The 24,387-nt window shown below is 70.2% G+C and carries 21 protein-coding genes and 7 pseudogenes; 12 read left to right on the top strand and 16 right to left on the bottom strand.

What is annotated here, in order from left to right:
* Positions 1-6 precede the first annotated feature (6 nt).
* The 4 genes and pseudogenes from ACSURM_RS03450 to ACSURM_RS03435 all read left to right on the top strand — a co-directional run.
* Positions 7-117: pseudogene (locus ACSURM_RS03450) on the top strand (IS5/IS1182 family transposase); the annotation flags it as partial.
* 400 nt (positions 118-517) lie between these two features.
* On the top strand, positions 518-937 hold the full coding sequence (locus tag ACSURM_RS03445; RefSeq protein ID WP_436953339.1) for an SsgA family sporulation/cell division regulator: 420 nt from the start codon (positions 518-520) through the stop codon (positions 935-937).
* Positions 938-999: 62 nt separating this feature from the next.
* Positions 1,000-2,115 (top strand): LLM class flavin-dependent oxidoreductase, encoded by a 1,116-nt coding sequence (locus ACSURM_RS03440; protein WP_436953338.1) that lies wholly within the window; start codon positions 1,000-1,002, stop codon positions 2,113-2,115.
* Positions 2,112-2,507: pseudogene (locus ACSURM_RS03435) on the top strand (CE1759 family FMN reductase); the annotation flags it as partial. The gene ACSURM_RS03440 and the pseudogene ACSURM_RS03435, both read left to right, overlap by 4 nt.
* On the opposite strand, the pseudogene ACSURM_RS03430 reads toward ACSURM_RS03435, so the two are convergent.
* The 10 genes and pseudogenes from ACSURM_RS03430 to ACSURM_RS03385 form a co-directional block, all read right to left on the bottom strand.
* Positions 2,458-2,840: pseudogene (locus tag ACSURM_RS03430) on the bottom strand (phosphotransferase); the annotation flags it as partial. The pseudogenes ACSURM_RS03435 and ACSURM_RS03430 overlap by 50 nt on opposite strands.
* Before the next feature lie 12 nt (positions 2,841-2,852).
* A complete protein-coding gene (locus tag ACSURM_RS03425; RefSeq protein ID WP_436953337.1) occupies positions 2,853-4,091 on the bottom strand; it encodes a PucR family transcriptional regulator in 1,239 nt (412 codons plus the stop codon).
* 779 nt (positions 4,092-4,870) lie between these two features.
* Positions 4,871-5,615: pseudogene (locus tag ACSURM_RS03420) on the bottom strand (transposase family protein); the annotation flags it as partial.
* 93 nt (positions 5,616-5,708) lie between these two features.
* Positions 5,709-6,422 carry an alpha/beta fold hydrolase gene (locus ACSURM_RS03415; RefSeq protein WP_436953335.1) on the bottom strand — a complete coding sequence of 238 codons (714 nt, stop codon included), beginning with the start codon at positions 6,420-6,422 and terminating at the stop codon, positions 5,709-5,711.
* Positions 6,423-6,574: 152 nt separating this feature from the next.
* Positions 6,575-7,381 (bottom strand): helix-turn-helix domain-containing protein, encoded by an 807-nt coding sequence (locus ACSURM_RS03410; RefSeq protein WP_436953333.1) that lies wholly within the window; start codon positions 7,379-7,381, stop codon positions 6,575-6,577.
* Between the two features lie 107 nt (positions 7,382-7,488).
* Positions 7,489-8,325, bottom strand: coding sequence for an alpha/beta fold hydrolase (locus ACSURM_RS03405; RefSeq protein WP_436953332.1), 837 nt, complete (start codon positions 8,323-8,325; stop codon positions 7,489-7,491).
* A gap of 349 nt (positions 8,326-8,674) precedes the next feature.
* A pseudogene (locus tag ACSURM_RS03400) lies at positions 8,675-8,851 on the bottom strand (alpha/beta hydrolase); the annotation flags it as partial.
* A 537-nt stretch (positions 8,852-9,388) separates the two neighbouring features.
* The gene (locus ACSURM_RS03395) at positions 9,389-9,511 is read right to left on the bottom strand and encodes a hypothetical protein (protein WP_436953330.1); all 123 of its coding nucleotides are present in this window, start codon (positions 9,509-9,511) and stop codon (positions 9,389-9,391) included.
* Positions 9,512-9,705: 194 nt separating this feature from the next.
* A pseudogene (locus tag ACSURM_RS03390) lies at positions 9,706-9,804 on the bottom strand (IS5/IS1182 family transposase); the annotation flags it as partial.
* A gap of 41 nt (positions 9,805-9,845) precedes the next feature.
* Entirely contained in the window at positions 9,846-10,826 is a 981-nt protein-coding gene (locus ACSURM_RS03385) for a ribosome-inactivating family protein (RefSeq protein WP_436953328.1), read from the bottom strand.
* Between the two features lie 117 nt (positions 10,827-10,943).
* Between ACSURM_RS03385 and ACSURM_RS03380 the strand changes: the two are divergent.
* Positions 10,944-12,230, top strand: a pseudogene (locus tag ACSURM_RS03380) (IS701 family transposase).
* Here ACSURM_RS03380 and ACSURM_RS03375 read toward each other — a convergent pair.
* From ACSURM_RS03375 to ACSURM_RS03355, 5 genes are all read right to left on the bottom strand, one after another.
* Entirely contained in the window at positions 12,169-12,378 is a 210-nt protein-coding gene (locus ACSURM_RS03375; RefSeq protein WP_436961274.1) for a hypothetical protein, read from the bottom strand. The pseudogene ACSURM_RS03380 and the gene ACSURM_RS03375 sit on opposite strands and share 62 nt — an antisense overlap.
* Before the next feature lie 57 nt (positions 12,379-12,435).
* The gene (locus tag ACSURM_RS03370) at positions 12,436-12,642 is read right to left on the bottom strand and encodes a hypothetical protein (RefSeq protein ID WP_436953326.1); all 207 of its coding nucleotides are present in this window, start codon (positions 12,640-12,642) and stop codon (positions 12,436-12,438) included.
* A gap of 313 nt (positions 12,643-12,955) precedes the next feature.
* Positions 12,956-13,099, bottom strand: a complete 144-nt coding sequence (locus tag ACSURM_RS03365; protein WP_436953324.1) for a hypothetical protein — start codon at positions 13,097-13,099, stop codon at positions 12,956-12,958.
* Between the two features lie 188 nt (positions 13,100-13,287).
* A complete protein-coding gene (locus tag ACSURM_RS03360) occupies positions 13,288-13,800 on the bottom strand; it encodes a hypothetical protein (RefSeq protein WP_436953322.1) in 513 nt (170 codons plus the stop codon).
* A gap of 207 nt (positions 13,801-14,007) precedes the next feature.
* Positions 14,008-14,703 (bottom strand): nucleoside/nucleotide kinase family protein, encoded by a 696-nt coding sequence (locus tag ACSURM_RS03355; protein ID WP_436953320.1) that lies wholly within the window; start codon positions 14,701-14,703, stop codon positions 14,008-14,010.
* Positions 14,704-14,788: 85 nt separating this feature from the next.
* Between ACSURM_RS03355 and ACSURM_RS03350 the strand changes: the two genes are divergently transcribed.
* From ACSURM_RS03350 to ACSURM_RS03330, 5 genes are all read left to right on the top strand, one after another.
* Positions 14,789-15,529, top strand: coding sequence for an HAD family hydrolase (locus ACSURM_RS03350; RefSeq protein WP_436953318.1), 741 nt, complete (start codon positions 14,789-14,791; stop codon positions 15,527-15,529).
* Entirely contained in the window at positions 15,526-17,889 is a 2,364-nt protein-coding gene (locus ACSURM_RS03345; RefSeq protein WP_436953316.1) for a glycoside hydrolase family 65 protein, read from the top strand. Before ACSURM_RS03350 ends, ACSURM_RS03345 begins: the two co-directional genes overlap by 4 nt.
* Positions 17,890-18,099: 210 nt before the next feature.
* Positions 18,100-19,545 (top strand): hypothetical protein, encoded by a 1,446-nt coding sequence (locus tag ACSURM_RS03340; RefSeq protein ID WP_436953314.1) that lies wholly within the window; start codon positions 18,100-18,102, stop codon positions 19,543-19,545.
* Positions 19,542-20,489 (top strand): lysylphosphatidylglycerol synthase domain-containing protein, encoded by a 948-nt coding sequence (locus tag ACSURM_RS03335; protein ID WP_436953312.1) that lies wholly within the window; start codon positions 19,542-19,544, stop codon positions 20,487-20,489. Before ACSURM_RS03340 ends, ACSURM_RS03335 begins: the two co-directional genes overlap by 4 nt.
* 457 nt (positions 20,490-20,946) lie before the next feature.
* Entirely contained in the window at positions 20,947-21,423 is a 477-nt protein-coding gene (locus ACSURM_RS03330; RefSeq protein ID WP_189753750.1) for a DUF5709 domain-containing protein, read from the top strand.
* Positions 21,424-21,621: 198 nt separating this feature from the next.
* On the opposite strand, the gene ACSURM_RS03325 is transcribed toward ACSURM_RS03330, so the two are convergent.
* Positions 21,622-21,828 (bottom strand): hypothetical protein, encoded by a 207-nt coding sequence (locus tag ACSURM_RS03325; protein ID WP_436953310.1) that lies wholly within the window; start codon positions 21,826-21,828, stop codon positions 21,622-21,624.
* A 288-nt stretch (positions 21,829-22,116) separates the two neighbouring features.
* Between ACSURM_RS03325 and ACSURM_RS03320 the strand changes: the two genes are divergently transcribed.
* Positions 22,117-23,958, top strand: coding sequence for a glycoside hydrolase family 15 protein (locus ACSURM_RS03320; protein ID WP_436953308.1), 1,842 nt, complete (start codon positions 22,117-22,119; stop codon positions 23,956-23,958).
* A gap of 103 nt (positions 23,959-24,061) precedes the next feature.
* Positions 24,062-24,298 (top strand): hypothetical protein, encoded by a 237-nt coding sequence (locus ACSURM_RS03315; RefSeq protein ID WP_359043480.1) that lies wholly within the window; start codon positions 24,062-24,064, stop codon positions 24,296-24,298.
* The last annotated feature ends 89 nt before the right edge of the window (positions 24,299-24,387 follow it).

Raw genomic sequence — 24,387 nt, 5'->3', positions numbered from 1 at the left:
TCCTGACTGGCCGGATGCCGAAGACTGCACCGACGTTACGAGCGAAAGGCCGAGCACTTCCTGGCCTTCGTCGGCATCGCCGCGGCCCTCATCAGCTACCGCAAACTCACCAACTGAAGCGACGTCTAAGGCTTCGGCGGATGCTGTTCGGCGTGGAGTCCGGCGTCGACTCGATTCTCGCCCGCTTCAACAAGGAGACCAGCGCCGAGCAGAACGCCGTGGCGAGGTTTCATGTGCGCGAACGACTACATCGCGGGTGACATCGGCTGGAACATTCTGTTTGGCCCGGGACCGCCACGGTGCCCCCACGTATTGTCAGCGGGCACGGCAGCCACCCGGACCTCCAGTCCGGCGGATCCGGGCGGCCTCGTGGTCCCGGCGCTCGTGATTCATGGGCCACGGCCAAGCATGAGTACCTCCCTGGGTCAAACCCCATACGCTCCACGGCAATTTTCCCTCGACGGCTGACCTTAGAGTCACAGCTGACCTTATACGGACACAGTCACTTGGGAACACCATGGAAAACCTTTCTGGTGCCATCGTGTGTGCCATGACGGCACATGTAAGCTCCTTGGATAGCATGCCTTTGCCCTTGCCGGTGAAGCTGCGCTACGGAGTCGACGACCCTTATGCCGTCACTTTGTACATAGGTCCATCGTCAGGACCGCCCGTTACCTGGTCCTTCGCCCGCGAACTGCTCACCGAGGGTCTCAGGGGCCCTGTCGGCGTTGGCGATGTACTGGTCCTTCCCAGGTGCAGCCACCACCCGCACTCCATACGCATCGTTCTGAGCAACAGACACGGCGCGGCTCTTATACAGCTTGCTGCTTCGGAAGTGGCTGCATTTATTCGGCAGACGCTCAGTCTGGTGCCTGCCGGAGCTGAGACAGATTTCCTGGACATCGACGGCACCCTCACCGCACTCATGGAGGCGTGACCATCATCTCTGAGCCGTCCTGCCACTCCCCTACACCGACGTGCACGACCGCGATAATTCCAGTGCCTCAGGAATACACAGCGCCGAATACCCAGTTCGGGATCTTCAGCGTCGGGGACGTGACCACCGACCCGACGACAGAGCGAACCCCTTCGGAGGGCGAGCGGATCAAGGCGATGGTCGCCATCGCGCTGAAGGCGGAGGAGGTCGGGCTGGACGTCTTCGCCACCGGTGAGCACCACAACCCGCCGTTCGTGCCGTCGTCCCCGACCACGATGCTCGGCTACATAGCCGCCCGCACCGAGAAGCTGGTCCTGTCCACCTCCACCACCCTGATCACCACCAACGACCCGGTGAAGATCGCCGAGGACTTCGCGATGCTCCAGCACCTGGCCGACGGCCGGGTGGACCTGATGATGGGGCGCGGTAACACCGGGCCGGTGTACCCGTGGTTCGGCAAGGACATCCGGCAGGGCATCAACCTCGCCATCGAGAACTACGCCCTGCTGCGCCGGCTGTGGCGCGAGGACGTCGTGGACTGGGAGGGGAAGTTCCGCACTCCGCTGCAGGGCTTCACCTCCACGCCCCGCCCGCTGGACGGGGTCGCGCCGTTCGTCTGGCACGGCTCCATCCGCTCCCCGGAGATCGCCGAGCAGGCCGCGTACTACGGCGACGGCTTCTTCCACAACAACATCTTCTGGCCCGCCGACCACACCAAGCGGATGATCGAGCTGTACCGCAAGCGCTACGCCCACCACGGGCACGGCACCCCGGAGCAGGCGATCGTCGGCCTGGGCGGCCAGGTGTTCATGCGGAAGAACTCCCAGGACGCCGTACGGGAGTTCCGTCCGTACTTCGACAACGCCCCGGTCTACGGCCACGGGCCCTCGCTGGAGGACTTCACCGAGCAGACACCGCTCACCGTGGGCTCCCCGCAGCAGGTGATCGAGAAGACGCTCTCCTTCCGCGAGTACGCCGGCGACTACCAGCGGCAGCTGTTCCTGATGGACCACGCGGGGCTGCCGCTGAAGACCGTCCTGGAACAGCTCGACATGCTCGGCGAGGAGGTCGTGCCCGTGCTGCGCGAGGAGTTCGCCAAGGACCGTCCGGTGGACGTGCCGGACGCGCCCACCCACCAGTCGCTGACCGCCGCCGCGCGGAAGGAGGCCGTCGCATGAAGCTCGTCGTCATCTCGGCGGGACTGAGCGTCCCGTCCTCCACCCGGCTGCTGGCCGACCGGCTGGCCGCCGCCGTCCACGGGCACACGCCGGTGGACGTCCGGGTGGTCGAGGTGCGCGACCTCGCCGTCGAGATCGCGCACCGGTTCACCAACGGCTTCCCGGGCAAGGCCCTCGCCGCCGCGCAGGACGCGGTGGCGGAGGCCGACGGGCTGATCGTGGTCACGCCGGTGTTCAGCGCGTCGTACAGCGGGCTGTTCAAGTCCTTCTTCGACGCACTGAGCGTCACCGACGAGCAGGCCCTCGCGGGAAAACCGGTGCTCATCGGCGCGACCGGCGGGACAGCCCGGCACTCCTTGGCCCTCGACCACGCCCTGCGCCCCCTCTTCGCCTGAGCACCCGCTCCAGGAGCTCGGGCCCGGAGCTGGCGCCGATGGCTGCGAGGTCCTCGGCCGGGTCCTTGAGTGTAACGTCGTCCCAGTCGAGTCTCCGGAGAGGCGCGGCAGACCGTGCGTCTACTCCCATAGAACATTTTCGGCACCGAGGTCGCCATGGACCACTGCATGGGTGAGGTGCGGAAGGCCGTCGAGTGCAGTGAGTTCCCGCTCGACCCGTAGGCGTCCGCTGTCGGACATGAGCGGGAACAGCTCCGCGCGTACGCTCTCCGCGAAGCGCCGCCACTGGCCTTCTGGTGTCTGAGGAAGAACCGCTCGTACCGTCTGATCGAACGGATCTGCTCAGGAGACCGAGTCCGGCTCCAAGAGCGTACGGATCCGCAGTCCGAGGTGCAGAACCAGCCGGTCACCGCCGTTGTCCAAGTCCAGCCCGGTGACCTCCTGGACCTGCCGGAGGCGGTAGTAGAGGGAGGTGCGGTGGATACCCAATGCCTCCGCGGTGCGAGGGATGGAGCCGGCGTTCTCCAGGAAGCACCGCAGAGTCTCCTCAAGCCGCTGGCCCACCGGGCTCTCCAGCAGTGTGCGCACGGGCTTGGGCAGCAGCGAGGCGTTGAGCGCCTCATCGGGAAGCCGCAGTAGTACGGCGAGTTCGCCCAGCGTCTCGTAGCTGGCCGTGTTCTTCAGGTGGGGCATCCTGCGCGCGGCGCGGGCAGCGACGAGTGCCTCGTCGTATGAGCTCCGCGCTTCAGCCAGGCTGTCCTGGACACCGCCCACCCCGACCACGGGAGCGGTGGACGCGTCAAGGTACGTACACAGCGTCTCAAGGATGCTGGAAGCCTGGTCCGCGAGTTCGCTCTCGTCGACCGGCCGGGTATAGCACTGCAGGAGGACCGCGCTTTCCGGGGTGACGGCCATGATCCCGGTCGCTGAGCGCGAACGGCAGAAGCGCTCGAGCGAGCCGCGCAGCGCCATCTCCAATTGTCCTGGTGGCTCCGGAGACGGACTCAACTGCACGACGCTGACCACGACGTGCGAGGTGTCGGGAAGCAGCCCCTCGGTGAGAATCCGCTGGCGCGCGGAGGCGCGGGCGACCCGACTCTCACCGAACAGCGCCAGCAGTACCTCCTGGACGTCAGTGCTCTCGGCCCCGGCGGCCAGTTGGTCCGCGTACATCTGCGCCGCGATCGCGGGTACCGCCTGGCCGATCGTCGCCGTCTCCTCCGGTGTGAGGACCCCGTCGGGGGCGACGACCATCAGCAGTCCGACGAGGTGGCCTCGCTCGCGCAGCGGTACGCAGTAACGGGTGAGCAAGCCGATGTCGTCACGTCCGTCGATGAACCCGGGCTTCTGCCACTGGGTCACGCCCTGGTCGAGGACGTACCGGATGATCTCGTCGGCTGCCCGGCCCTGAAGCAAGCTGTGGATCCGTACCGGGTCGGCGTCTCCGAAGTGCTGGCTCGAACAGATGAGCCTGACGAGCGGATCGTCGACAACCACCGCGCGGCCCAACTGCGCCGCGAGTGCCTCCACCAGTCGTTGCAGCGCATCGCTGCCGACCCGAACCCGCTGCTGCTCAGCCATGAGAATCCTCTCGTGAGCTGCCTTTCTACAATCCGCGCAACCAAGAAGACAAATTTTCAACAAGATGAGGTCAGGGCCGTCAGGCAGTTGCCCAGGGGCAGGTGGGAGGCAGGGGGGAGCAGAAAGGGGCCTCTGCCACCGCCGAACTGTCAGGCGCAAAGCCGCCTTCTTTCGTCCGGACCACGGTCGGCGCGGGACGCGCGAAGCGCGCTCCAGCTCGTTCGTGACGTGATCAACAGCCTGGCCGTCGCGCGGTCCGGGGCGCGGCGCAACAGGGAGCCTGCTGGTTCCTGGGGCGGCCGCAGTCTGCTCGAGCACTGCCGCCAGTGCCCCAGGCACACCACGACCAGGTACCCGGTACACGCGGCCCCGGCGGTGCGTCGGCGCGCTTCGATGCCGTCTCGTCAACGGCTGGTCGGGTATCAGGAGCGGCTCTGCCCAGCCCTTGGAAGCCACAGCGCCGCGCGGCGTCGGCTGTGACGAATGCGACAGAGCGCGGCGTACGGGCCGGCGGAGCACGGCCGCGTCAGAAACCGGCCTCGCCGATCGCGGTCTGGGCGAGGTGCCCGCCGGTTGTGGGGTGAACGATTGCCCGGCCAGAGGTAGGCCCACGGGGGCTGGACCCGGTGGCGGGTGCGGGGACCGCGGCGATGAACTGCACGCCGCTGTGCGCAGAGCGCAGCCGACGTCGGCCGGGAGTTCATCGAACGCCTCCGCCATGGCCTCGGTGCCGGCGCCGCCTTCAGTGCCCAGCCGTAAGTCACCGAGGTCTTCCAGCTCTGCCGCTCCCGAGTGTGAACAGCTACGGAGACCGACGACACGCGAATCGAGCCGCATCGGATCGGCGGAAGACGCGAGCGGGGCTTCAAGCATGCGACGCCACGCTCGACCGGTGCCCGTGCCGCGGAAAGCGCGCGGTTGACGGTGTGCCGGGCCGGCAGGAGATCACGGACTGGCGGGCGCCTGAGGGGTGTCGTCACTCACGGGCCGGCTCTCGTGCAGGCGCGGTCGGAGAGAAGGGGATCGCCCTGGTGCTCGCGGATCCGGATGATCCGGTGGGCGCGGGCCGCAGTGAGAGCGTGCGCGCGGCCGGGCATCGGCAGCGAGCTCCACAACAGCCGCCCGGCCAGGTCGGTCACCACCCGCGCGTTCACCCCGTGCCGGCGATGTTCGTGCGGAGAAGCCCACCCGGCTGTCGCCGACCCGGTTGAACTCCGCCAGGATGCCGTCGGTCAGGACGTCTCCGCTTCCGCCCCGCGCAGGGCGCGCAGCAGGCCGGGTACGCGCCCGGCGAGCAGGTCGATGCGGCTGTCATGCAGGCATAAGTGCGGTGCCCACGGAGATGCCGAACCCGGCAGCAAGCCGGGTGAGGGGGGCGAGCCGACACAGGTGCACCAGGCCGACCGGAGCACGCTGGTCCGGTGGAAGCTAGCAGCGGCGGTCACCCTCGCGGGTGACGATGAGCATCGTGACCGACTCGGCCAAGGCATGAGGCAGTTCGAGTACGGCAGGACACGCGACCAACGCGGCTCCCATGCTTATGGGCCCTTTCTGCCCGGCCGCGCTTCTTTTTGAACGTGGTTATTGGTCGGGTGGTTATCTGCCCGGCCGGACCACTCAGCTGAAGGATCGGACGGCGTCAAGGATGACGCGGGTGACAGCTTTCGGCTGCGAAAGCACGACGGCATGTGAAGCCCCGTCGATCTCCACTGTGGTTGCGGTGGCACGCTCGGCGCCGAAACGCTCAGCCTCGGGATTGATCGCCAGATCCGCGCCGGCGATCAGAACCCATGACGGCTTGGACTTCCAAGCCGCGACGGCGGCCGTCTCTCCGAACGCACCCGTGCATAGCGGTCGCTGAGTCGAGGCCAAGACGTGAGCCAGGTCAGCGGCGATGTCGGCGGCGAAGACGCGGGGAAACGCCTTTTCCAGGATGGTGACCTCTGTGGCGACGCCGCCATCCAGGGTGGGATACGTCCACTGCTGGAGGTTGTTGACCAGTTCCGAGGCCGGGAACCGCCCCTGCAGGTCACCGATACTCTCCTCCTCATCCAGCATGTAGGCCGCGATGTAGACGAGACCGATCACGTTCTCCGTGGCTCCTGCCACAGTAATCAGCGCGCCACCATAGGAATGGCCGACGAGGACGACTGGACCGTCAATCTGAGAGGCGATGGAAGCAATGTATGCGGCGTCCGATGCCAACCCGCGCAGGGGATTCGACGGGGCGATGACGGAAATACCGTTCTTCTTCAGCTCGTGAATGACTCCAAGCCAACTGGCAGCATCGGTGAACGCACCGTGAACGAGTACAACAGTGGGAGTGGGCATGGTTGAGGCTCTCTCAAAGGCTAGGGGAAGTACAGACTGGTCGACTTGCTCGACACGGCCGGGTCAACAGCAATCTCATTTTGCTGAACGATGCATGGCATGGCATCTCCTGAGAGACAGGGAACAGCGACAGAATGGAATGAAGGTGTGCCTCACGCGTCGTTCAGTGAAGATTCCTGCCATTCTTTGGGAGTGATTCCATAGGTCTGCCGGAACACCCTGCTGAAGTGAGAGGGGCTTGTGAAACCCCAGTGCTGCGCCACGGCAGCCACCGTGCGGCGTCTGCGGCGAAGATCCATGCGGCAGGCGTCCAGTCGTCGCTGACGAATCCACGAACCGACCGTGGTGCCATCTGCCTGGAACAGTTTGTGCAGGTACCGCACCGAGATGTGATGTGCACGCGCGATGACCTCCGGAGACATATCGGCATTGGCCAGATTGTCCTGGATGTACTTCCGAATGCGCTGCAGCAACTCCGACTCCGGGGGCGCGGTGCGGCGCCGGTCGTCACACACATCATTGACCAGCAACGCCACGAGGTCGGCGGTGTTCAGCGCGAGCCGACTATTGACGGCTACGTGTTGCGAACTCGACGTTCTGGCCACAGAGGTAAGGAACTGTGAGACCAACGCCGGCAGGCCGCTGCTCCCGCTGATGCGGGTGGCCCGACCTTCGCGCAACGCCTTCGCGGAAGCATCGAGCAGGTACAAGGGCACACGGAAGAAGGCCATCTCCTGAGCCTGGTGGGCATCCGGCCGCAAAGCACCGGCGAGAATAAGATCGCCCGGCTCGAGTACGTACTCAGAATCCGCGTGCACATGCACCTCCCCACCGGAAACATTGATTCCTAGATACAGGTAGGAATCCCCTCTCCCGGCAGGCCACGGCAAGGTTATGAAGGGGCCGGAAAAGTTACCGGCACTCGTCACGGATGTGCCGTGATGGGCGATTTTTGGCATGGATGTAGTGATTGAGTTAATCATGTCCGCATTTCCGTCGTAACGGTGTACGTGATGTAAAGCGATCCGAGTGAACTGCTAGGTGCCCGAAGCGGGCAATCCGTTATTCATTCCTTGGAAAGAAACGCATCCACCGCCGAGTTGAACGCTTCCGGGTTCTCGAGGAACGGGAAGTGTGAGTTCGCCACGGTGCTCGGGAAGACGTACAGCTGCGCGTCTGGAATTTGCCGGGCGATGAACTGCTGGGAACGCGGATGGACGTGGCTGCCGTCACATCCGAGGACGAGTGTGGGGACGTCGATGCGCGGCAGCACATCGCGCCAGTCCTGGGCACAGTGATCGAACAGCAGCGGCACCGCGGCGTGAGCCGGCGTCGCCTTGATCTCCTCGGCGACGAACGAAAGAATCTCCGGGTCGGGTTCGCCGGAGAACATGCCGCGGACGAAGTCGTAGCGGGCCTGTTCCCCGTCCGGACCGGCGAGAGCAGCTCCGAGGGTGAGGAGCGTCGCCACATCGAAGATCGCGCCGGACGCCTGCTGCTCCTCGATCGTCATCCAAGGCACAGCGGCCACCGCAGCCGGCTGGTCGACCACGACGAAGCGACGGAGCCGACCGGTGCCGTACTGGTCGATGAAGCTCCACCACACCGAAGCCCCCATCGACCAGCCGAGAGCGTCGAAACGGTCGAGCTCCAGGTGATCGACGAGGTTCGCGACGTCCGCGGCGAGACGGGCGATGCGGTAGCCGTGGTGTGGCGCGTCGGAGACTCCGTGGCCCCTCAGATCGAGAGTGACGACGCGACGGCCGGGTGCCAGACCGGCCAGCTGGTGCCGGAACATCTCCTGGGTCTGTCCCCAGCCATGCAGCATGACGAGCGCAGGGCCGTCGCCTCCGGTGTCCCGGTACACCAGACGTACGCCGTCGCTCGTTGTCAGTTCGCCCACGACTGTTCCTCGGTTCTCGTGCCACACATCCATGTGTGCGGTCTCCGCAGTACTCGATCGGTCGGAGCTGATGACAGGATCAGCTCCGGTGTACTGCATTCTCCGTCGTCGCGGCAGGCGGGCACCACCACACTCCGTAGAGATCGATGGGCGAGATTCTCGTCAGTCTGTAGGGACAGGGTTCGCTGTCCGTTCTTAGCGTGCGCAACGCCGGGCACAGGGGGTAAGACCGGTCACCTCACACGTACTCCGGTCACCGGCCCACTGCGACGAGGCGCACACACACGTGAAGGCCGCGCGGTCCCAGGGGACCCCGCGGCCTTCACACAGATCACCGGCTTACGGCACATCAGGCGGTCGCGCGCGTCGCGTCGCGGATCGGGTCGGTGACTTCCTCGGGCCGGGTGACGGCGACGGCGTGCGAGGCGCCGTCGATCTCGACGACCGTTGCTTCGGCCCAGTTCACGCCGGAGCGTTCCGCTGCGGGGTTGATCGCCTCGGCGGCACCGGCCGCGAACGCCCACGAGGTAGCCGAGTCCCGGGCGTATGACCTCCATCGGCAGGACCACCCGCCTGAACAGCGCCACAGAAGCGGCGTCTTGGCACTCCCGTGGCCGTCCGGGCGGATGCGGCAACGGCGAGCTCGGTCGGCCTGGGTGCGCGAGAGGTGACCAGCCGGCCGGTTGGACTACGAGCCGGCTGCGAGCGAGATCGCGGCCGTCCGTCGCGCGGAGCGCGCCGCCGGAGGCGTGCACGGTCAGCACGGCGCTGGCGTAGTCCCACGGGATGGCTATGTCGTGGCCTGCGGGCAGGTGGGCGGCGGCCCGAGTGTGGCGGAGCGCGGTGAGGGTCGTCATGAGGCTGGCGGTGGACGCCGCCTCGGCGGGGCGGCCGGCAACTCCGCAGCAGCAGGGCGACGGGGACCCCGAAGGCGCCGTACACGCTCTTCGCGACCACGCCCTGCTCCGACGGGCGCGACCGGCATCGTCTGGTCTGGTCAGTACCGTGTTCTCATCGAACATGGGGAACAGGTCGACGCTTACGGTCGCGTCCTCTCGGCCCGTCAGGCACTCACGCGGTCGTGGTGGGCGGGCAGGTGCACGATGCCGTGGACGGGGAGTACTTCGCGGATGCGGCAGACGGTGACCGCGCAGTGCGGACTGCCGGCCTCTACCGAGTTACCCACGAACTGTTGTTGCTTCCCCCGCTCCAGACCGGCACCTGCCCCGCCTGTCGCACAAGGCCGGCATCGCCGCAGTGGCGCAGACCTGATGGTCACTCACCGGGGCCACCACGCCAACAGTCCCTCCGACGCCCCTTCGCAAATCCGGCACACGCCGGCCGGTCCTACGACGTCATTTCAGTTGCCGTGATCTTGCGGCAGTCCGGTGCGGTGATCAGCTTGCCGAACCGCCGCGGGCTCAACCCGGTGAACGGGGCTGTCCGGGACGGCTCCGACACCGTGGTCGCACCAGCCACCGCAAGATCATCTGCTCACGCTCAGCAGTTCAGGACATTGCTCAGCGGGGCACCTTGGCGTGCAGCTCCATATAGCCCACATACGCGAGCCAGGCCGCCAAGGTCTGGAAGGTGATGTTGTTGATGGCGTATGGCTCGTTGCTGCCGCCCAGCCGCCTGTATACCCAGCTGGAAAGGTTGTCCCAAGCCTGCTGCAGGGCGACGTTCTGGGCGGTCATGGGGTGGGACGTGTAATCGCGGATATTACCCCTGATGTTGTCGAAGATACGGCCGAAGCGCGCCGCCTCGGAGGTTGCTTGAATGAGGAGCACAAGCTGCCGTCCGAAAGCGTTCGAGTCTTGGGCGAGGCGGTCGGGTGCGCGCCGTATGGCCTCCAGGGCGTCGGCGATATTGTTGTGAGTGATGACCCGTGCGGCCCGTGCGTCGGTGCTTCCGCCCGGCAGGTTGGCGTAGTTGCCGTTCCACGGAAGCCGGGTGACCGATGAAACGCCCAGGACCTGCTGGAACTCGGTCGGCCAGACGTCCGGGAAGGCATAGTGCCTGCCCGGGTGGGTGACCCCGTTCGCGGAGTAGCCGGGCTGGTAGAAGCCTGCGAGGTACAGGTTGTCCGCCCAGAAGTACAGCGATCCCCAGTACTCCCCGTCCTCGACTACACGGGCTTCGAGCAGCCGGGTCGGCAGCAGGGTGGTCTCATCGAGAGTGCTGGCGACTTCGGGGTGGTTCGGGATGTCGTGGCCACTGGTCTGGTGGAGGCGGTCGATGAAGGCCCAGTACTCATCATGGGCATCAGCGCCACCATAGACCAGGGAGCCGATCTCCCAGTCGAACTTCGTGAGTGGCCCGCTCGGGTCGGCGTGTGCCGACGTCGATGCGGCTTGTACCAGACCGAGGGCTATGGCAAGTGCCAGGAAGAGGCTGGTGAGGCGGAGGCCCACCACACCCCGTGAATGCTGTCGATACACTGGCTTCATCTCCTGTTTGAAGCTGACATGGCAATGGCGACTCTGTCTGTTCGAGGGCATCAAAGTTGATCATTGCTGCATGATTCCTGTTCCCGTAGTGCACGAGTCAGGTTCCAGGGCTTAGTACTGCAACGGTGCTTGCCGTGACTGATGGCCAGCTCAGTCGTGGATGTGGTCATGGGTGGGGACCTTGCTGATGTCAGGCTGTGGGCCGGTGAACTGGAGACGGTGCATGAGCGGTTCGTGCACCGGTTCAACCGGGAAGAACCGCGCCAGTCGGCGCTTGCTTACATGCGAGGCCTGGTCGCACCGCTGGAGCGGAAGAACGGCTGGACGCTGGCGGAGGAGGCCGGGCACGCGGGTCCCGATCGCATCCACCGGTTGCTGAACCGGATCGAGTGGGATGCCAACGAGGTCCTGGACGACGTACGCGACTACGTCGTCGAACACCTCGCAGACCCAGAGGCCGTTCTGATCGTCGATGACACCGGGTTCCTGAAGAAGGGCGTCCGCTCGGCCGGGGTGCAAAGGCAGTACTCCGGTACCGCCGGACGCACCGAGAACTGCCAGATCGGAGTGTTCCTCGCCTACGCCACGAACCGCGGACGCACGCTGATCGACCGACGGCTCTACCTGCCCACCTCCTGGACGGAGGACCGGGAACGCTGCCGCCGGGCCGGCATCGGCGACGAGGTCGCCTTCGAGACGAAGGTGACCATGGCCAAGACGATGGTCCGCCGGGCCATCGCCGACAAGGTCCCGTTCCGGTGGGTGACGGCGGACGCCGCCTACGGCTTCAGCAAGGGCTGGCGGTTCACTGGCCTGCCGCGGCAGAAGTGGAAACGCCGCTCCTACGGTGAGGGAGCCCACGGCAGGCGGATCTACGACTGGGCCCGCGTCGAGGTTCGGCCCTGGCACCGCGAGGACCGCCGGCACTGGGTGATCGCCCGCCGCAGCGACAGCCGCCCGCAGGAGATCTCCTACTACATCGCCTACTGCCCCGCCGAGACCACACTGGACGAGCTGATCCGCATCGCGGGCAGCCGCTGGGCTGTTGAGGAATGCTTCCAGACCGCCAAGCAGGAATGAGGCCTGGACGACTACCAGGTCCGCCGCTACCCCGGCTGGCACCGCCACATGACCCTCGCCATGGCCGCCCACGCATGCCTCACCGTCCTGCGGGCCCGCCAGCTGGACGCGGACAAAGCAGAAACGGATCCTCCCAGCTCATCCACCTCAGCCTCGCCGAGATCAGACGCCTGGTCACCCGCCTCACCGACCGCCGGCCCACACCCGTCGGGCACATCCTGCACTGGTCGCCATGGCGCCGACGACGACACCACCAGGCCCGCGTCAGTCACTACAAACGACGCGGACACAGTCCCTGAAAACTGGCCAGCACTCAGCACAAACACCGTTGCAGTACTAAGCGCAGCGCCGCCGCCTTGCGGTCGCGAGGGCTGAGGCTGTCGGCCAGCGAGGCGATCGTGGCGAAGCCGGGGGTGAGGTAGTGCCGGTCGATGCAGATGCCGAATGCGTACTCGGCGGGTCCACCTTCCGGGCGTGTCTGGGGGAGTGCTTTGGCGATGAGTGGTGAGTCGTGGGCGCGCATGCTTTGTTGCTGGCCCGGTGGTGCCGTCTCCGCCGTGGGCCTCATGGCGGCAGGGCATCAAGCGGTGCTCTCTCGGTGCACGCGTTCCTCGCGCGTCTCGATCACGTGGAGGCTGTCGGGCTCGTCCGTCTCCCACTGATTCGTCGTACCGCCCGACACCGGACGCAGGACCCACACAGCGCCCTGCTTGATGTCGGTGACGATGGCGTGGCGTCCGGCGGTGTCCTCGACCAGATCACCGACCCCTGCCCGTGCCCGGGTCACGAGGCGGCTCCCGGAGCGAGGTCTTTCCACAGCCACCAGCCCGAGGAGGCTTCGAGCAGAACGCGCCGGCGTTCCTGTCGCCCGGCGGTCTGGCAGGGTGGCGGGGACGTCGCCTCGGCGAGGAAACCACCTCGGTCACGGATTAGCACACCGAGCGCGGCGAACTGCGCGGCAGCGTCCGCGAGGTGGGAGATCCCGGCGATGATGATGCCGCGGACCAGGCCGGAGGACAGTGTGCTCGTGACGGCCGCCCAAGCCGGGCGGCAGTCCAAGCCGGGCGGACGTCCAACGGCACACACGGGTTGTCGTCGGATCAGGCGCCGGCCACGTGCCAGTGCCGGGCGTCGGCGTAGCGGCGTGCGCGGCGTTCGGCCTCGCGGACAGCGGCCGACTCGAACGCGCAGGAGTAGATGGCGACCGGCACGTGTCCGATGCCGCCGGGTGAGGATTTCGGCATGCGATCAGCGTGCTGCCCGCCCTGTCCGCGGGACAGGCACGGTCCATGGCGGTGCCAGGAACTCGTGACTCGATGGCCTGACACGACCCGTGTTGCTGCGCTCTCGTCCTCCGGCAGAACTGCAACGGGACGTGATAGTCGGACTGGTGGCGGCCGTGGGAGCTGCTACGGCACGTGGTGGTGGCCGGTCAGCGGACGGCGAGGGGCACACCGGCCGCGCGGGCGAGCCCGCGGAGCCGCGCGACGGACACACCGGCGAGGCGGGAGATGATCACTCCGGGCAGCATCTGGTGCCGCACCCACGCCGGTGCCATGCCGCAGACTTTTTCCAAGGTGTCCGCAGCCTGGTCCCATCGGCGGCACTCCACGTGCGTCAAGGCGACGTCGAGACCGTACCGGGCCCGAGTGGCGAGGGGCACCGTGTCGTCCAGCCGGACCGTGTCCATGAGTCGCAGCGCACCGCCTGTGTCACCGAGGGCGACGGCGATGCTCATGGCCTGCGTGCCGGCGTACAGGGGCCCGAAGGGCTGGGCATGCCGGCCACGGGCATGTTCCACACCGAGGCGGGCGCCGACCGCGTGGGCCTGGGAGAGGTACTCCCGTGCGGCGTCCGGCGAGGAGCCACCCCGGGACGCGGCCACAGCCGCGTTCGTGACGAGCTGCCCGTACACCGACAACCGGTCCGGGTCGTGCTCGGACATAGGGCCGGTGTCCTCGTGCCGGGCTTGGCGGGAGCACCGGGTGTGCGCACCGGATGCTGTTTGCTCCCCCTTCGCCCGCCCCCGGCGGTATCAGCCGTACGACGGCAGGTGGGCACGGGCCGCAGCGCTCCTCTCGCCCTCACCGCCGCACAAGTGCGCGACCGGGTGCCAGAGTCCGTCACGGCGCGGCGGTGCAGCGGTGTCGGGTCACGGCGTGGCAGTACGGCGGCGTAGGTCCCCGCGAGGCAGCGCGTCCGGCGGTACCACCAGATCCGCCCGTTCCCGGGTCGACGCGACCAGGTCGGCGTTGCGCTGGTCGGGACCCCGTACCCAGGCCACCGCCGCCGCGTGCTCCTTGCCGAACTCCTCGTGCCGGGCGACCAGTCGGCGGATCCGCTCCGCCTCGTCGATCTCGCAGAACCACACCTCGTCCAGGCACGGCCGCACCCGCGCCCACGAACCCTCGGTCAGCAGCAGGTAGTTGCCCTCGGTCACGACCAGGCGGGCCTCGGGCGGCACCGGGATCGCGCCCGCCAGCGGCTGCTCCAGCACCCGCTCGAACCCCGGCGCGTACACCACCTCGCCGCTCTCCTCGCGCAGCCGCCGCAGCAGCGCCGCGTACCCGCCCGCGTCGAAGGTGTCCGGGGCGCCCTTGCGGTCCCGGCGGCCCAGCCGGTCCAGTTCGGCGTCGGCGAGGTGGAACCCGTCCATCGGCACCCGCGCGGCCCACCGCGGTCCGTCGCCGTTCAGGGCGTCCACCAACCGCTCGGCGAGGGTCGTCTTGCCCGCGCCGGGGCTGCCCGCGATGCCGAGCAGGGCGCGCCGGCCGTCCCGGGGCAGGGCGCGGGCACGGGCGAGGAGGTCGTCGAAGGTCCGCGGTGCGCGGCCGGTGGTCACAGGCACACCGGACAGTGTGTCACCACCCGTGGGGAGCACATGTGGTGTGCGCCACCCACTGGAGTGCCCCGGACGGGGAACAGTCCTCGGTATGACTCAGCTCGGTCTGCCCGACACCATCCAGGCCTGCCTCTTCGACCTCGACGGGGTCGTCACCAGGACGGCCGTCGTGCACGCGGCGGCCTGGAAGGAGACGTTCGACGCGTTCCTGCGCGGCTACGACGGCGAGCGGGGACGGCCGTTCGACGCCCACGCCGACTACGACGAGTACGTGGACGGCCGCCCCCGCGCCGACGGCGTCCGCGCCTTCCTCACCTCGCGCGGCATTCACCTGCCCGAGGGCGAGCCCGGCGACCCGCCCGACGCCGCCACCGTGCACGGCCTCGGCAACCGCAAGAACGAGCTGCTGCTGGAGAAGATCCGCACCGGCGGCGTCGAGGCGTACGAGGGCACCCTGCGCTATCTGGAGGCCGTGCGCGCCGCGGGCCTGCGCACCGCGATCGTCTCGTCCAGCGCCAACTGCCGGGACGTGCTGCGCTCGGTGGGCGCCGAGCACTTCTTCGACGTGCGGATCGACGGCGTGGTGGCGGCCGAGCGGCACCTGCCGGGCAAGCCCCGCCCCGACACCTTCCTCGCCGCGGCCCGGGACCTGGGCGTCGAGGCGCCCCACGCGGCGGTGTTCGAGGACGCGCTGGCCGGCATGGACGCGGGCCGCTCCGGCGGCTTCGGCTATGTGGTCGGCGTGGACCGGGTGGGGCAGACCGACGCCCTGTACGCGCACGGCGCCGACACCGTCGTCAAGGACCTGGCCGAACTGGGAGGCAAGCGGTGATCACCGGCCGCTCGTACGCCGTGGAACCCTGGACCGTCCGGGAGACCACCCTCGACCTCGGCGTGCTCGCCCAGAGCGAGTCCGTCTTCGCGCTGTCCAACGGGCACGTCGGCTGGCGCGGCAACCTCGACGAGGGCGAGCCGCACGGCCTGCCCGGCAGCTACCTCAACGGCGTCCACGAGGTGCACCCGCTGCCGTACGCGGAGGCCGGCTACGGCTACCCGGAGTCCGGGCAGACCGTCATCAACGTCACCAACGGCAAGATCATCCGGCTGCTGGTGGACGACGAGCCGTTCGACCTGCGCTACGGCCGGCTCGTCGCCCACGAACGCGTCCTGGACCTGCGCCGGGGCGTGCTGGAGCGCACCTGCGAATGGACCTCCCCGGCCGGCTCCACGGTCCGGGTCCGCTCCACCCGGCTGGTGTCGCTGGCCCAGCGGGCGGTGGCCGCCGTCGCCTACGAGGTGGAGGCCGTCGGCGACCGCAGCCGGGTGGTGATCCAGTCCGAGCTGGTCGCCAACGAGAGCCTGCCCGAACCCGACGGCGACCCGCGCGCGGCCCGCGCCCTGAAGTCACCGCTGGAACAGGAGGACGACTTCGCCTCCGGCAACCGGCTGCGGCTGGTGCACCGCACCCGGCGCAGCGGCCTCAGGGTCGCCGTGGCCGCCGACCACGTCGTCACCGGCCCCGAACGCACCACCACCCGCAGCGAGAGCGGCATCGACGTGGCCCGGCTGACCGTCACCTCCGTGCTGGAGCCCGGTCAGACACTGCGGGTGGAGAAGCTGGTCGCGCACGGCTGGTCCGGCGCCCGGTCGCTGCCCGCGATGGCCGACCAGGTCGATGCCGCGCTCGCCGCCGCCGCGCACGACGGCTGGGAAGGGCTGCTGGCCGGGCAGCGGGCCTGCCTGGACGACTTCTGGGCCGGCGCCGACGTCGAGGTGGAGGGCGACGAGGAAATCCAGCAGGCCGTCCGGTTCGCGCTGTTCCACGTGCTCCAGGCCGGGGCCCGCGCCGAGCAGCGGGCGATACCGGCGAAGGGACTGACCGGCTCCGGCTACGACGGGCACGCCTTCTGGGACACCGAGATGTTCGTGCTGCCCGTGCTCACCCACACCGCGCCCCAGGCCGTCGCCGAGGCGCTGCGCTGGCGGTACAACACCCTGGACGAGGCCCGCGAACGGGCGGCCCAACTCGGGCTCGCCGGGGCCGCGTTCCCCTGGCGGACCATCGCCGGGCCGGAGGGCTCCGCCTACTGGCCGGCCGGCACCGCCGCCTTCCACGTCAACGCCGGCATAGCCGACGCCGCCACCCGGTACGTCGAGGCCACCGGCGACACCGGCTTCGAACGGGAGACCGGCCTGGAACTGCTGGTGGAGACCGCCCGGCTGTGGCGGTCGCTCGGCCACCACGACACCCACGGCGTCTTCCACCTCGACGGCGTCACCGGCCCCGACGAGTACAGCGCGGTCGCCGACGACAACACCTACACCAACCTGATGGCCCGGCAGAACCTGCGCGCCGCCGCCGACACGGCTGAACGCCACCCCGACCGGGCCCGGCAGCTCGGCGTGGACGAGGAGGAGAGCGCGGCCTGGCGGGACGCCGCCGACGCCATGCACATCCCCTACAACGACGAACTCGGCGTCCACGAACAGCACGCCGGGTTCACCCGCTACCAGCGCTGGGACTTCGACGCCACCCGCCCCGACCAGTACCCGCTGCTGCTGCACTTCCCCTACTTCGACCTCTACCGCAAACAGGTCGTCAAACAGGCCGACCTGGTGCTGGCCATGTACACCTGCGGTGACTGGTTCGAGCAGGAGCACGACGAGGAGCAGATCGCCCGGAACTTCGCCTACTACGAGCCGCTGACCGTCCGCGACTCCTCCCTGTCCGCCTGCTGCCAGGCCGTCGTCGCCGCCCAGACCGGCCACCTGGACCTCGCCTACGCCTACACCGCCGAGGCCGCGCTGATGGACCTCGCGGACCTGGAGCACAACACCCGGGACGGGCTGCACATCGCCTCGCTCGCCGGCACCTGGATGGCACTGGTCGCCGGGTTCGGCGGCATGCGCCGCGACGGCGACCGGCTGCGGTTCGCGCCCCGCCTGCCCGAACGGCTGCGCCGCCTCGCCTTCCACGTCGCCTTCCGCGGCCGCCGGCTGCGCGTGGACATCGGTCCCGACAAGGTGACGTACGCGCTGCTGGACGGCGAGCCGCTGACCCTGCGTCACCACGGCGAGCCGCTGACGGTCGGTACCGACGAGCCGGCGGTCCGCCCCGTACCCCCGGTGGTACGCCGGCCCACCCCCGCCCAGCCGCGGCACCGGGCGCCGAACGCGGGCGGCGGGCGGTGAATCGGGCATCGCCGTAGGGGGTGCGGGTCCGGTGCCGGCCACGCCCTCCACCCCACGGAGCGTGAGGGCGTCGGCCGGATGGCCCTGCCCGTCGGGCACGGCCGGGTGATCCGGGCCGGTCCGGCCGTGTTCCCGCCGCTCGCCTCCCGGCGGTCGGGGGGCGGCGCGGGACAGTGGACCCTACGACCTGTGGGGACGCGAGGGGTGGTCATGGCCGGCAGCGCGCACGCGACACTCGACACGGCGAGCCGCGCGCGCTCCGCCCCCACCCGCACCACCTGGCCGCTCGCCGCCGTCGGCGCGGCCTTCACACTGGCCCAACTCCTCCTCGTACCGCCCGGCATGGGACTCGGCTGGGACGAGACGGTGTACGTCAGCCAGGTCGGCCACCACGCCCCCGCCGCCTTCTTCAGCGCTCCCCGCGCCCGGGGCGTCTCGCTGCTGGTCGCACCCGTGGCGGCCTGGTCGTCGTCCACCGCGCTGCTGCGGCTCTACCTCGCCCTGCTGTCCGGCCTCGCCCTGTTCTGGGCGCTGCGCGCCTGGCGCGGCCTGTTCCCCGTCCGCGTCCTCGCCCTGGCCGGCTGCCTGTTCGCCTCCCTGTGGGTGACCCTCTTCTACGGCCCCCAGGCCATGCCCAACCTCTGGGTCGCCCTCGGCGCCCTGGCCGCCGTCGGCTGCTTCCTGCGCGCCCGCACCGGCCGTACGGCCCTGTGGGGGCTGGCGGGCTGCGCGGCGCTGATGGCGTGGATGCGGCCGGTGGACGCGGTCTGGGCGGTCCTGCCGCTGGCCGCCGCGGGCCTGGCACGCCGTCGGTGGCGGGCCCTGCTCGCCCTGTCGGCGGGGCTCGCGGCCGGCGCCGCCGAGTGGGTCGTCGAGGCGTACACGAGCTACGGCGGCCTGGCCCGCCGGCTGTCCGACGGCTCGGCGATCCAGGGCGGTCTCGGCTGGCACCTCGCCGTCGTGGACCAACTGCGCGGCCTGGGCGGCCGGACGCTGTGCCGGCCGTGCTCCGGCGCCCTGCCGCACCCCCTGCTCACCCTGTGGTGGTTCGCCCTGCCCCTGCTCGCCGCGCTCGCCGTGACCGTCGCCCTGCGCGCCCGGCGTCCGGCGGCCACCCTGCTCCCGCTCGGCTGCGCGGCGACGGCCGCCTTCCCGTACCTGTTCCTGATCGGCTACGCGGCCCCCCGCTTCCTGCTGCCCGCCTACGCCCTGCTGGCCGTTCCGCTCGCCGACGCCCTCGCCCGCCTGCTGACCGCCCGGCGCCCGCCGGTGCGGGCGCTGGTGTGCGCCGGACTCGCCGCGCACCTCGCGGCGCAGCTCGCCGTGGCCGTGCGGACGACGGACAACACCGTCCGAGCGCGCGAGGCATGGGCCCGTACCGTGGCGGCACTGCATCACCGCGGCGTCCGCCCGCCCTGCCTGCTCACCGGCCACGAGGCGATCCCGGTCGCCTACGCCGCCGGCTGCGCCTCGGCCGCGACCGCCGGGCCCAACGCCAACACCACGCGGGACGCCATCACCCGGGCCGCCCGGCGGATGCCGGTCGCCGCCCTGGTACCGGCCGGAGCCGCGCCGCCCGGTTACGCCCGCGACTGGTCCTCCACGGCCGTCGGCACGGTCCGGCTGTACTACGTCGTCCCGGGCGCAGGCTCATGACCTCGCCGGCCGGTCTCACCGCCTCCCTCGGCCGCCGGCGCGCCTACTGGCACGCCGCCGGCTGCCTCGCCGTGCTGTGCGGCGCGCTGTACGTGGTCCGCCGGCACTGGCCCGCGGTGGAGAGCGGGGCCGGGCGGCTGGCGGTCGCCGACCACGGCTGGCTGCTGACCGGCGCGGTGGCTGCCATGGGCACGTGGGCGGCGTCCGCGCTCGCCCAGCAGGGCGCCGTCGTGACGCGGCTGCCCGGACCCCGGCTGCTCGCCGCCCAGTTCGCCGCCTCCGCCGCCAACCACCTGCTGCCCGCGGGGATCGGCGCGGGCGCGGTGAACCTGCGCTTCCTGATGCGCTGCGGACTGCCCGCCGGGCGCGCGGCCGGCGCGCTCGCCGTCAAGACCGCCACGAGCGCCGCCGTCCGCCTGGTGCTGATCGCGCTGCTCGCCCCGGCCTGCCCCGGGCTGCTGCGCCTGCCGCAGGTGCCCCCGGTGGCCGTCGCCGCCGCCACGGGCCTGGCCCTGCTGCTCATCCTGCCGCTGTTCACGCCCTGGTGGGCGCGGTGCCGACGGGCGCTCGCCGCCGTGCTGGCCGACATCCGGGCGCTGCACGCCCGTCCGGCCCGCGCGGCCGCCCTGTGGGGCGGCTCGCTGGCCTTCGCCGCGCTGCACGCCCTGGTCCTGATCGCCGTCACCCAGGCCGTTGGGCTGCCGCTCGCCCCGCTCCAGGTGGCGCTGCTCTACCTCGCCGCGAGCAGCGCCGCCGCCCTGCTGCCCACCCCGGGCGGGCTGGGCTCGCTGGACGCCGCGCTGGCCCTCGCCCTCGGCGCCGCCGGCACCCCCGGCGCGGGCGCCGCGTCCGCGGTGCTCGGCTACCGGCTGCTGACCGTCTGGCTGCCGCTGCTGCCCGGCCTGCTGGTGCTCGGGGTGCTGGTGCGACGCAAGGCGCTGTGACGCCCGGGAGTTTCCCGCGCGCAGAAGTCGTACCGGCCGGGCCTGACCCGCCGCGAGGCGCCCTCGCCGCGCTCCCTCGCCCGCGACATGATCCGGCAGCACGCCGCCCGCCCCACCGGACCGAGCGAGGCGGGGCGGCTTTCCCTGCCCATGGGACAGGTCTGCCACGGTCTTTACTGCACAGGGGTTGCAGGTACTGAGAAATGGCATAAGGGTGGGGCGGGTGCAGTACCGGGGGAAAGCCCCTCCCCGACGGCCGTCCCTGATCCCGCTCCGCCCCCTCCCCGCTCGGTCCGGGCCCACCCGCCCGCACCCGGCACCGCGTCCGCGGCTCCGACGCGGCAGGAGCGGATCAGGGGCGGCGACGTCGGGGCCGCCGCGCTCACGACCGGGGGATTAAGGCGCCGACCGGGGGAAACGCGGACCAGGACGGTCCGTGAACCCTCAGGAGGCGACCATGAGCGACCAGCAGTCCGAGCAGACCCCCATGGCGGACGACACCTACCAGCCGACCGGCGGCAACGAGGAACAGGAGGACGCCGGACCGCTGGACCTGCAGGACGCGGTCGGCGAACGCACCTACGACGACATGCTCGACGAGGGCTACTCCCCGCCCGAGCGTCCGCTGGGCGTCACCAAGCACGGCACCACCGCCGCCGAGCAGCACGAGGGCGAGACCCTGGACGAACGGCTCGGCCAGGAGGTCCCGGACGTCTCCGCGCCGCCCGGCGACGAGATCGGCGACCTGCCCGGCGGCGAGGGCGAACCCCTCGACCCCGAGGCCGGCACCGCCCGTGCGGGCCGCCTGGTCGCCCCCGACGAGGGCAGCCACACCGACACCACCAAGGAGGAGGTGGCCCGGGACGTCGGCATCGACGGGGGAGCGGCGGGCGCCGAGGAGGCGGCGGTCCACGTGGTGGAGGAGGAGCCCTGAACCCGCCCGGCGCGCTCGTCGCCGGCCGGCGACGGAAGGGACCGTACCGGCGGGCGGTGCGCCGGCACCGGTAGCCGTGGAACATGCCGTCGCCGTGTGCCGCGACGGTGCCGGGCCGGACAGCGCGGGCCGGGCGCCACTCGCGCCCGGCCCGTCGGCCTGTTCCTCCCGTCCTCTCGCGCCGGGACCCCGAACGCCCTACGGCAGCAGCTTCTCGATGGCCGCCTGGCCCTCCGACTCCAGCTTGCGGCGCGCCCAGTCGAGGGTCCTGGGCGTGACGTCCCGGCCCGCCGCCATCACCAGGTCCTCGGGGCTGACGTTCCCCGCGGGCGCGGAGTGGAGCAGGGCGTCCGGGGTGCGGACGTCGTCCGACGCGCGGGACTCTTCGGGTGTGGATGCCGACATGTTGCCTCCTCCTCGGTCCGGATGAGCGCATCCGTGCCGGTGCCTCCGAACGGGGCACCTTCTCACCATTGCCCGCCCCGGCGCACCCTGCATCCGGAAGGCGCCGGGGGCGGGTGCCGAGCGCGTTCCCGCGCCACGGCGAACCACTCCCTCCTAAGCTGGAAAACATCCCGTACGCGGAAAGACCCCCCGCGCCCGGGAGACACCCGCGAACGGAGAGAACGCCCGCAGCCGGCCGGCCTCCGCACGCGGACAGAACGCCCCGCACCGCTCACCGGGAGGCCGCCGATGGCCGCGACGCCGTTCGCCGAGGACGCCCCCAGCCCCCGCCCCCGCTACCTGCCCATCGCCGACCACGGCCTCATCGGCGACCTGCGCAGCGTGGCCCTGGTCGGCACCGACGGCACGATCGACTGGTACTGCTGCCCCTCCTTCGACTCCCCGAGCGTCTTCGCGGCCATCCTCGACGCCGAGCGCGGCGGACGCTACGAGCTGGCCGCCGCCGTCCCCGCGCGCACCAAACAGTTCTACTTCCCGGACACCAACGTGCTGATCACCCGGTTCTTCACCGACGAGGGCGTCGGCGAGGTGCAGGACTTCATGCCCGTCGGCTGCGAGGAGTCGCTCGAGGTGAGCCGGCACCGGCTGATCCGGCGCGTGGTGTGCGTCCGCGGCACCGTCCCCTTCCGGGCCCTGATCGCGCCGCGCTTCGACTACGGCGCCGCCCCGCACGCCCTGCGTACCGCGGACGGCATGGTCTTCTTCGAGTCCCCGGCCCTGTCCCTGGCGCTCACCTCGACCGTCGCCGTGGAGACCGACGGCCGGGACGCGCGGGCCGAGTTCAAGCTGACCGAGGGCGAGACGGCGGTCTTCGCCCTCGACCAGCTCGGCACGCGGGTGCCGCCCCGCGCCTGCGCCCACGCCGAGGCGGAACACGAGTTCAACGCCACCGTCGCCTACTGGCGCCGGTGGCTGCACCAGTCCCGCTACCGGGGCCGCTGGCGCGAGATGGTGCACCGCTCGGCCCTCACCCTGAAGCTGCTCACCTACGCCCCCACCGGAGCCATCGTCGCCGCGCCCACCACCAGCCTGCCCGAGCAGCTCGGCGGCGAGCGCAACTGGGACTACCGCTATGTGTGGGTCCGCGACGCCGCGTTCGCCGTGTACGCGCTGCTCAGGCTCGGCTTCAGCGGCGAGGCCGAGGCCTTCATGAAGTTCCTGACCACGCACATCAGCCCCGGCGACGGCGCCGCCTCGGGACCGCTGCAGATCATGTACGGCATCGACGGCCGCGCCGACCTGCCCGAACGCGAGCTGCCCCACCTGGAGGGACACCTCGGCTCCGCGCCGGTCCGGGTCGGCAACGCCGCCGCCGGCCAGCTCCAGCTGGACATCTACGGCGCGCTGATCGACTCGGTCTACCTCTACGACAAGTGGGCGCAGCCCATCTCCAGCGGGCAGTGGGACGACCTGTGCCACCTGGTCGACTGGCTGTGCGACCACTGGGACCAGCCCGACGAGGGCGTCTGGGAGACCCGCGGCGGACGCAAGAACTTCCTGTACTCGCGGCTGATGTGCTGGGTCGCCATCGAGCGGGCCATCCGGCTGGCCAACCACCGCGGGCTGCCCGCCGACCACCGCCGCTGGCGCCAGGCCCGCGACGCCGTCTACCGGCGGATCATGGACCGCGGCTGGTCGCCACGGCGCGGCGCGTTCGTCCAGTACGAGGGCGCCGACGTCCTCGACGCCTCGGTGCTGATGATGCCCCTCGCCAAGTTCATCGCCCCCACCGACCCCAAGTGGCTGTCCACCCTGGACGCCCTCACCGAGGACCTCGTCTCCGACTCCCTCGTCTACCGCTACGACCCGAAGGTCAGCCCCGACGGCCTCCGCGGCGACGAGGGCACCTTCTCCATCTGCTCGTTCTGGTACGTCGAGGCGCTGGTGCGGGCCGGCCGGCTCGACGAGGCGCGGCTGGCCTTCGAGAAGATGCTCACCTACGCCAACCACCTCGGCCTGTACGCCGAGGAGATCGGCCGCACCGGCGAGCAACAGGGCAACTTCCCGCAGGCGTTCACCCACCTGTCCCTGATCAGCGCCGCCTTCAACCTCGACCGCGCCCTCGGCTGAGCGCCCCCGCCCTGATCGGCCGGTGTGTCCGCAGATCGCCCGGGTACCCGGGGTCTCCCACAGCGGAATCGACCCAAGTCTCGACAGAAGGAGGAGACCCCGGATGACCAGCACCAGCGAGACCGGCGGCGTCACCGGCACCCGCGACAAGGACTACAACCTCATCTGGTACGTCGAGGCGTGCCTGAGCAACGCCCTGCGGCTGGAGCAGTACGTCCAGGACGCCGAGCGGGACGGGGACAAGGAAGTCGTGGAACTGTTCCGCAAGGCCCAGGCCGACAGCCGCAAGGGCGCGGAACTGGGCAAGCAGCTGCTCCGCTCCCGCCTCAACGGCGGCTGACCGCCGCTCCCGCCCAGGGCGGACGGAAACCGGAACGGCCCGGCGGCCGCGCCTCGCGCACCCGCCGGGCCGTCCGACCGCCAGCCGCG

It is taken from the genome of Streptomyces sp. SudanB182_2057 (assembly GCF_964272715.1).
Classification (GTDB): domain Bacteria; phylum Actinomycetota; class Actinomycetes; order Streptomycetales; family Streptomycetaceae; genus Streptomyces; species Streptomyces rubradiris.
Note: the sequence above shows the minus strand (reverse complement) of the source record. Positions and strands in the feature narration are given on the sequence as shown.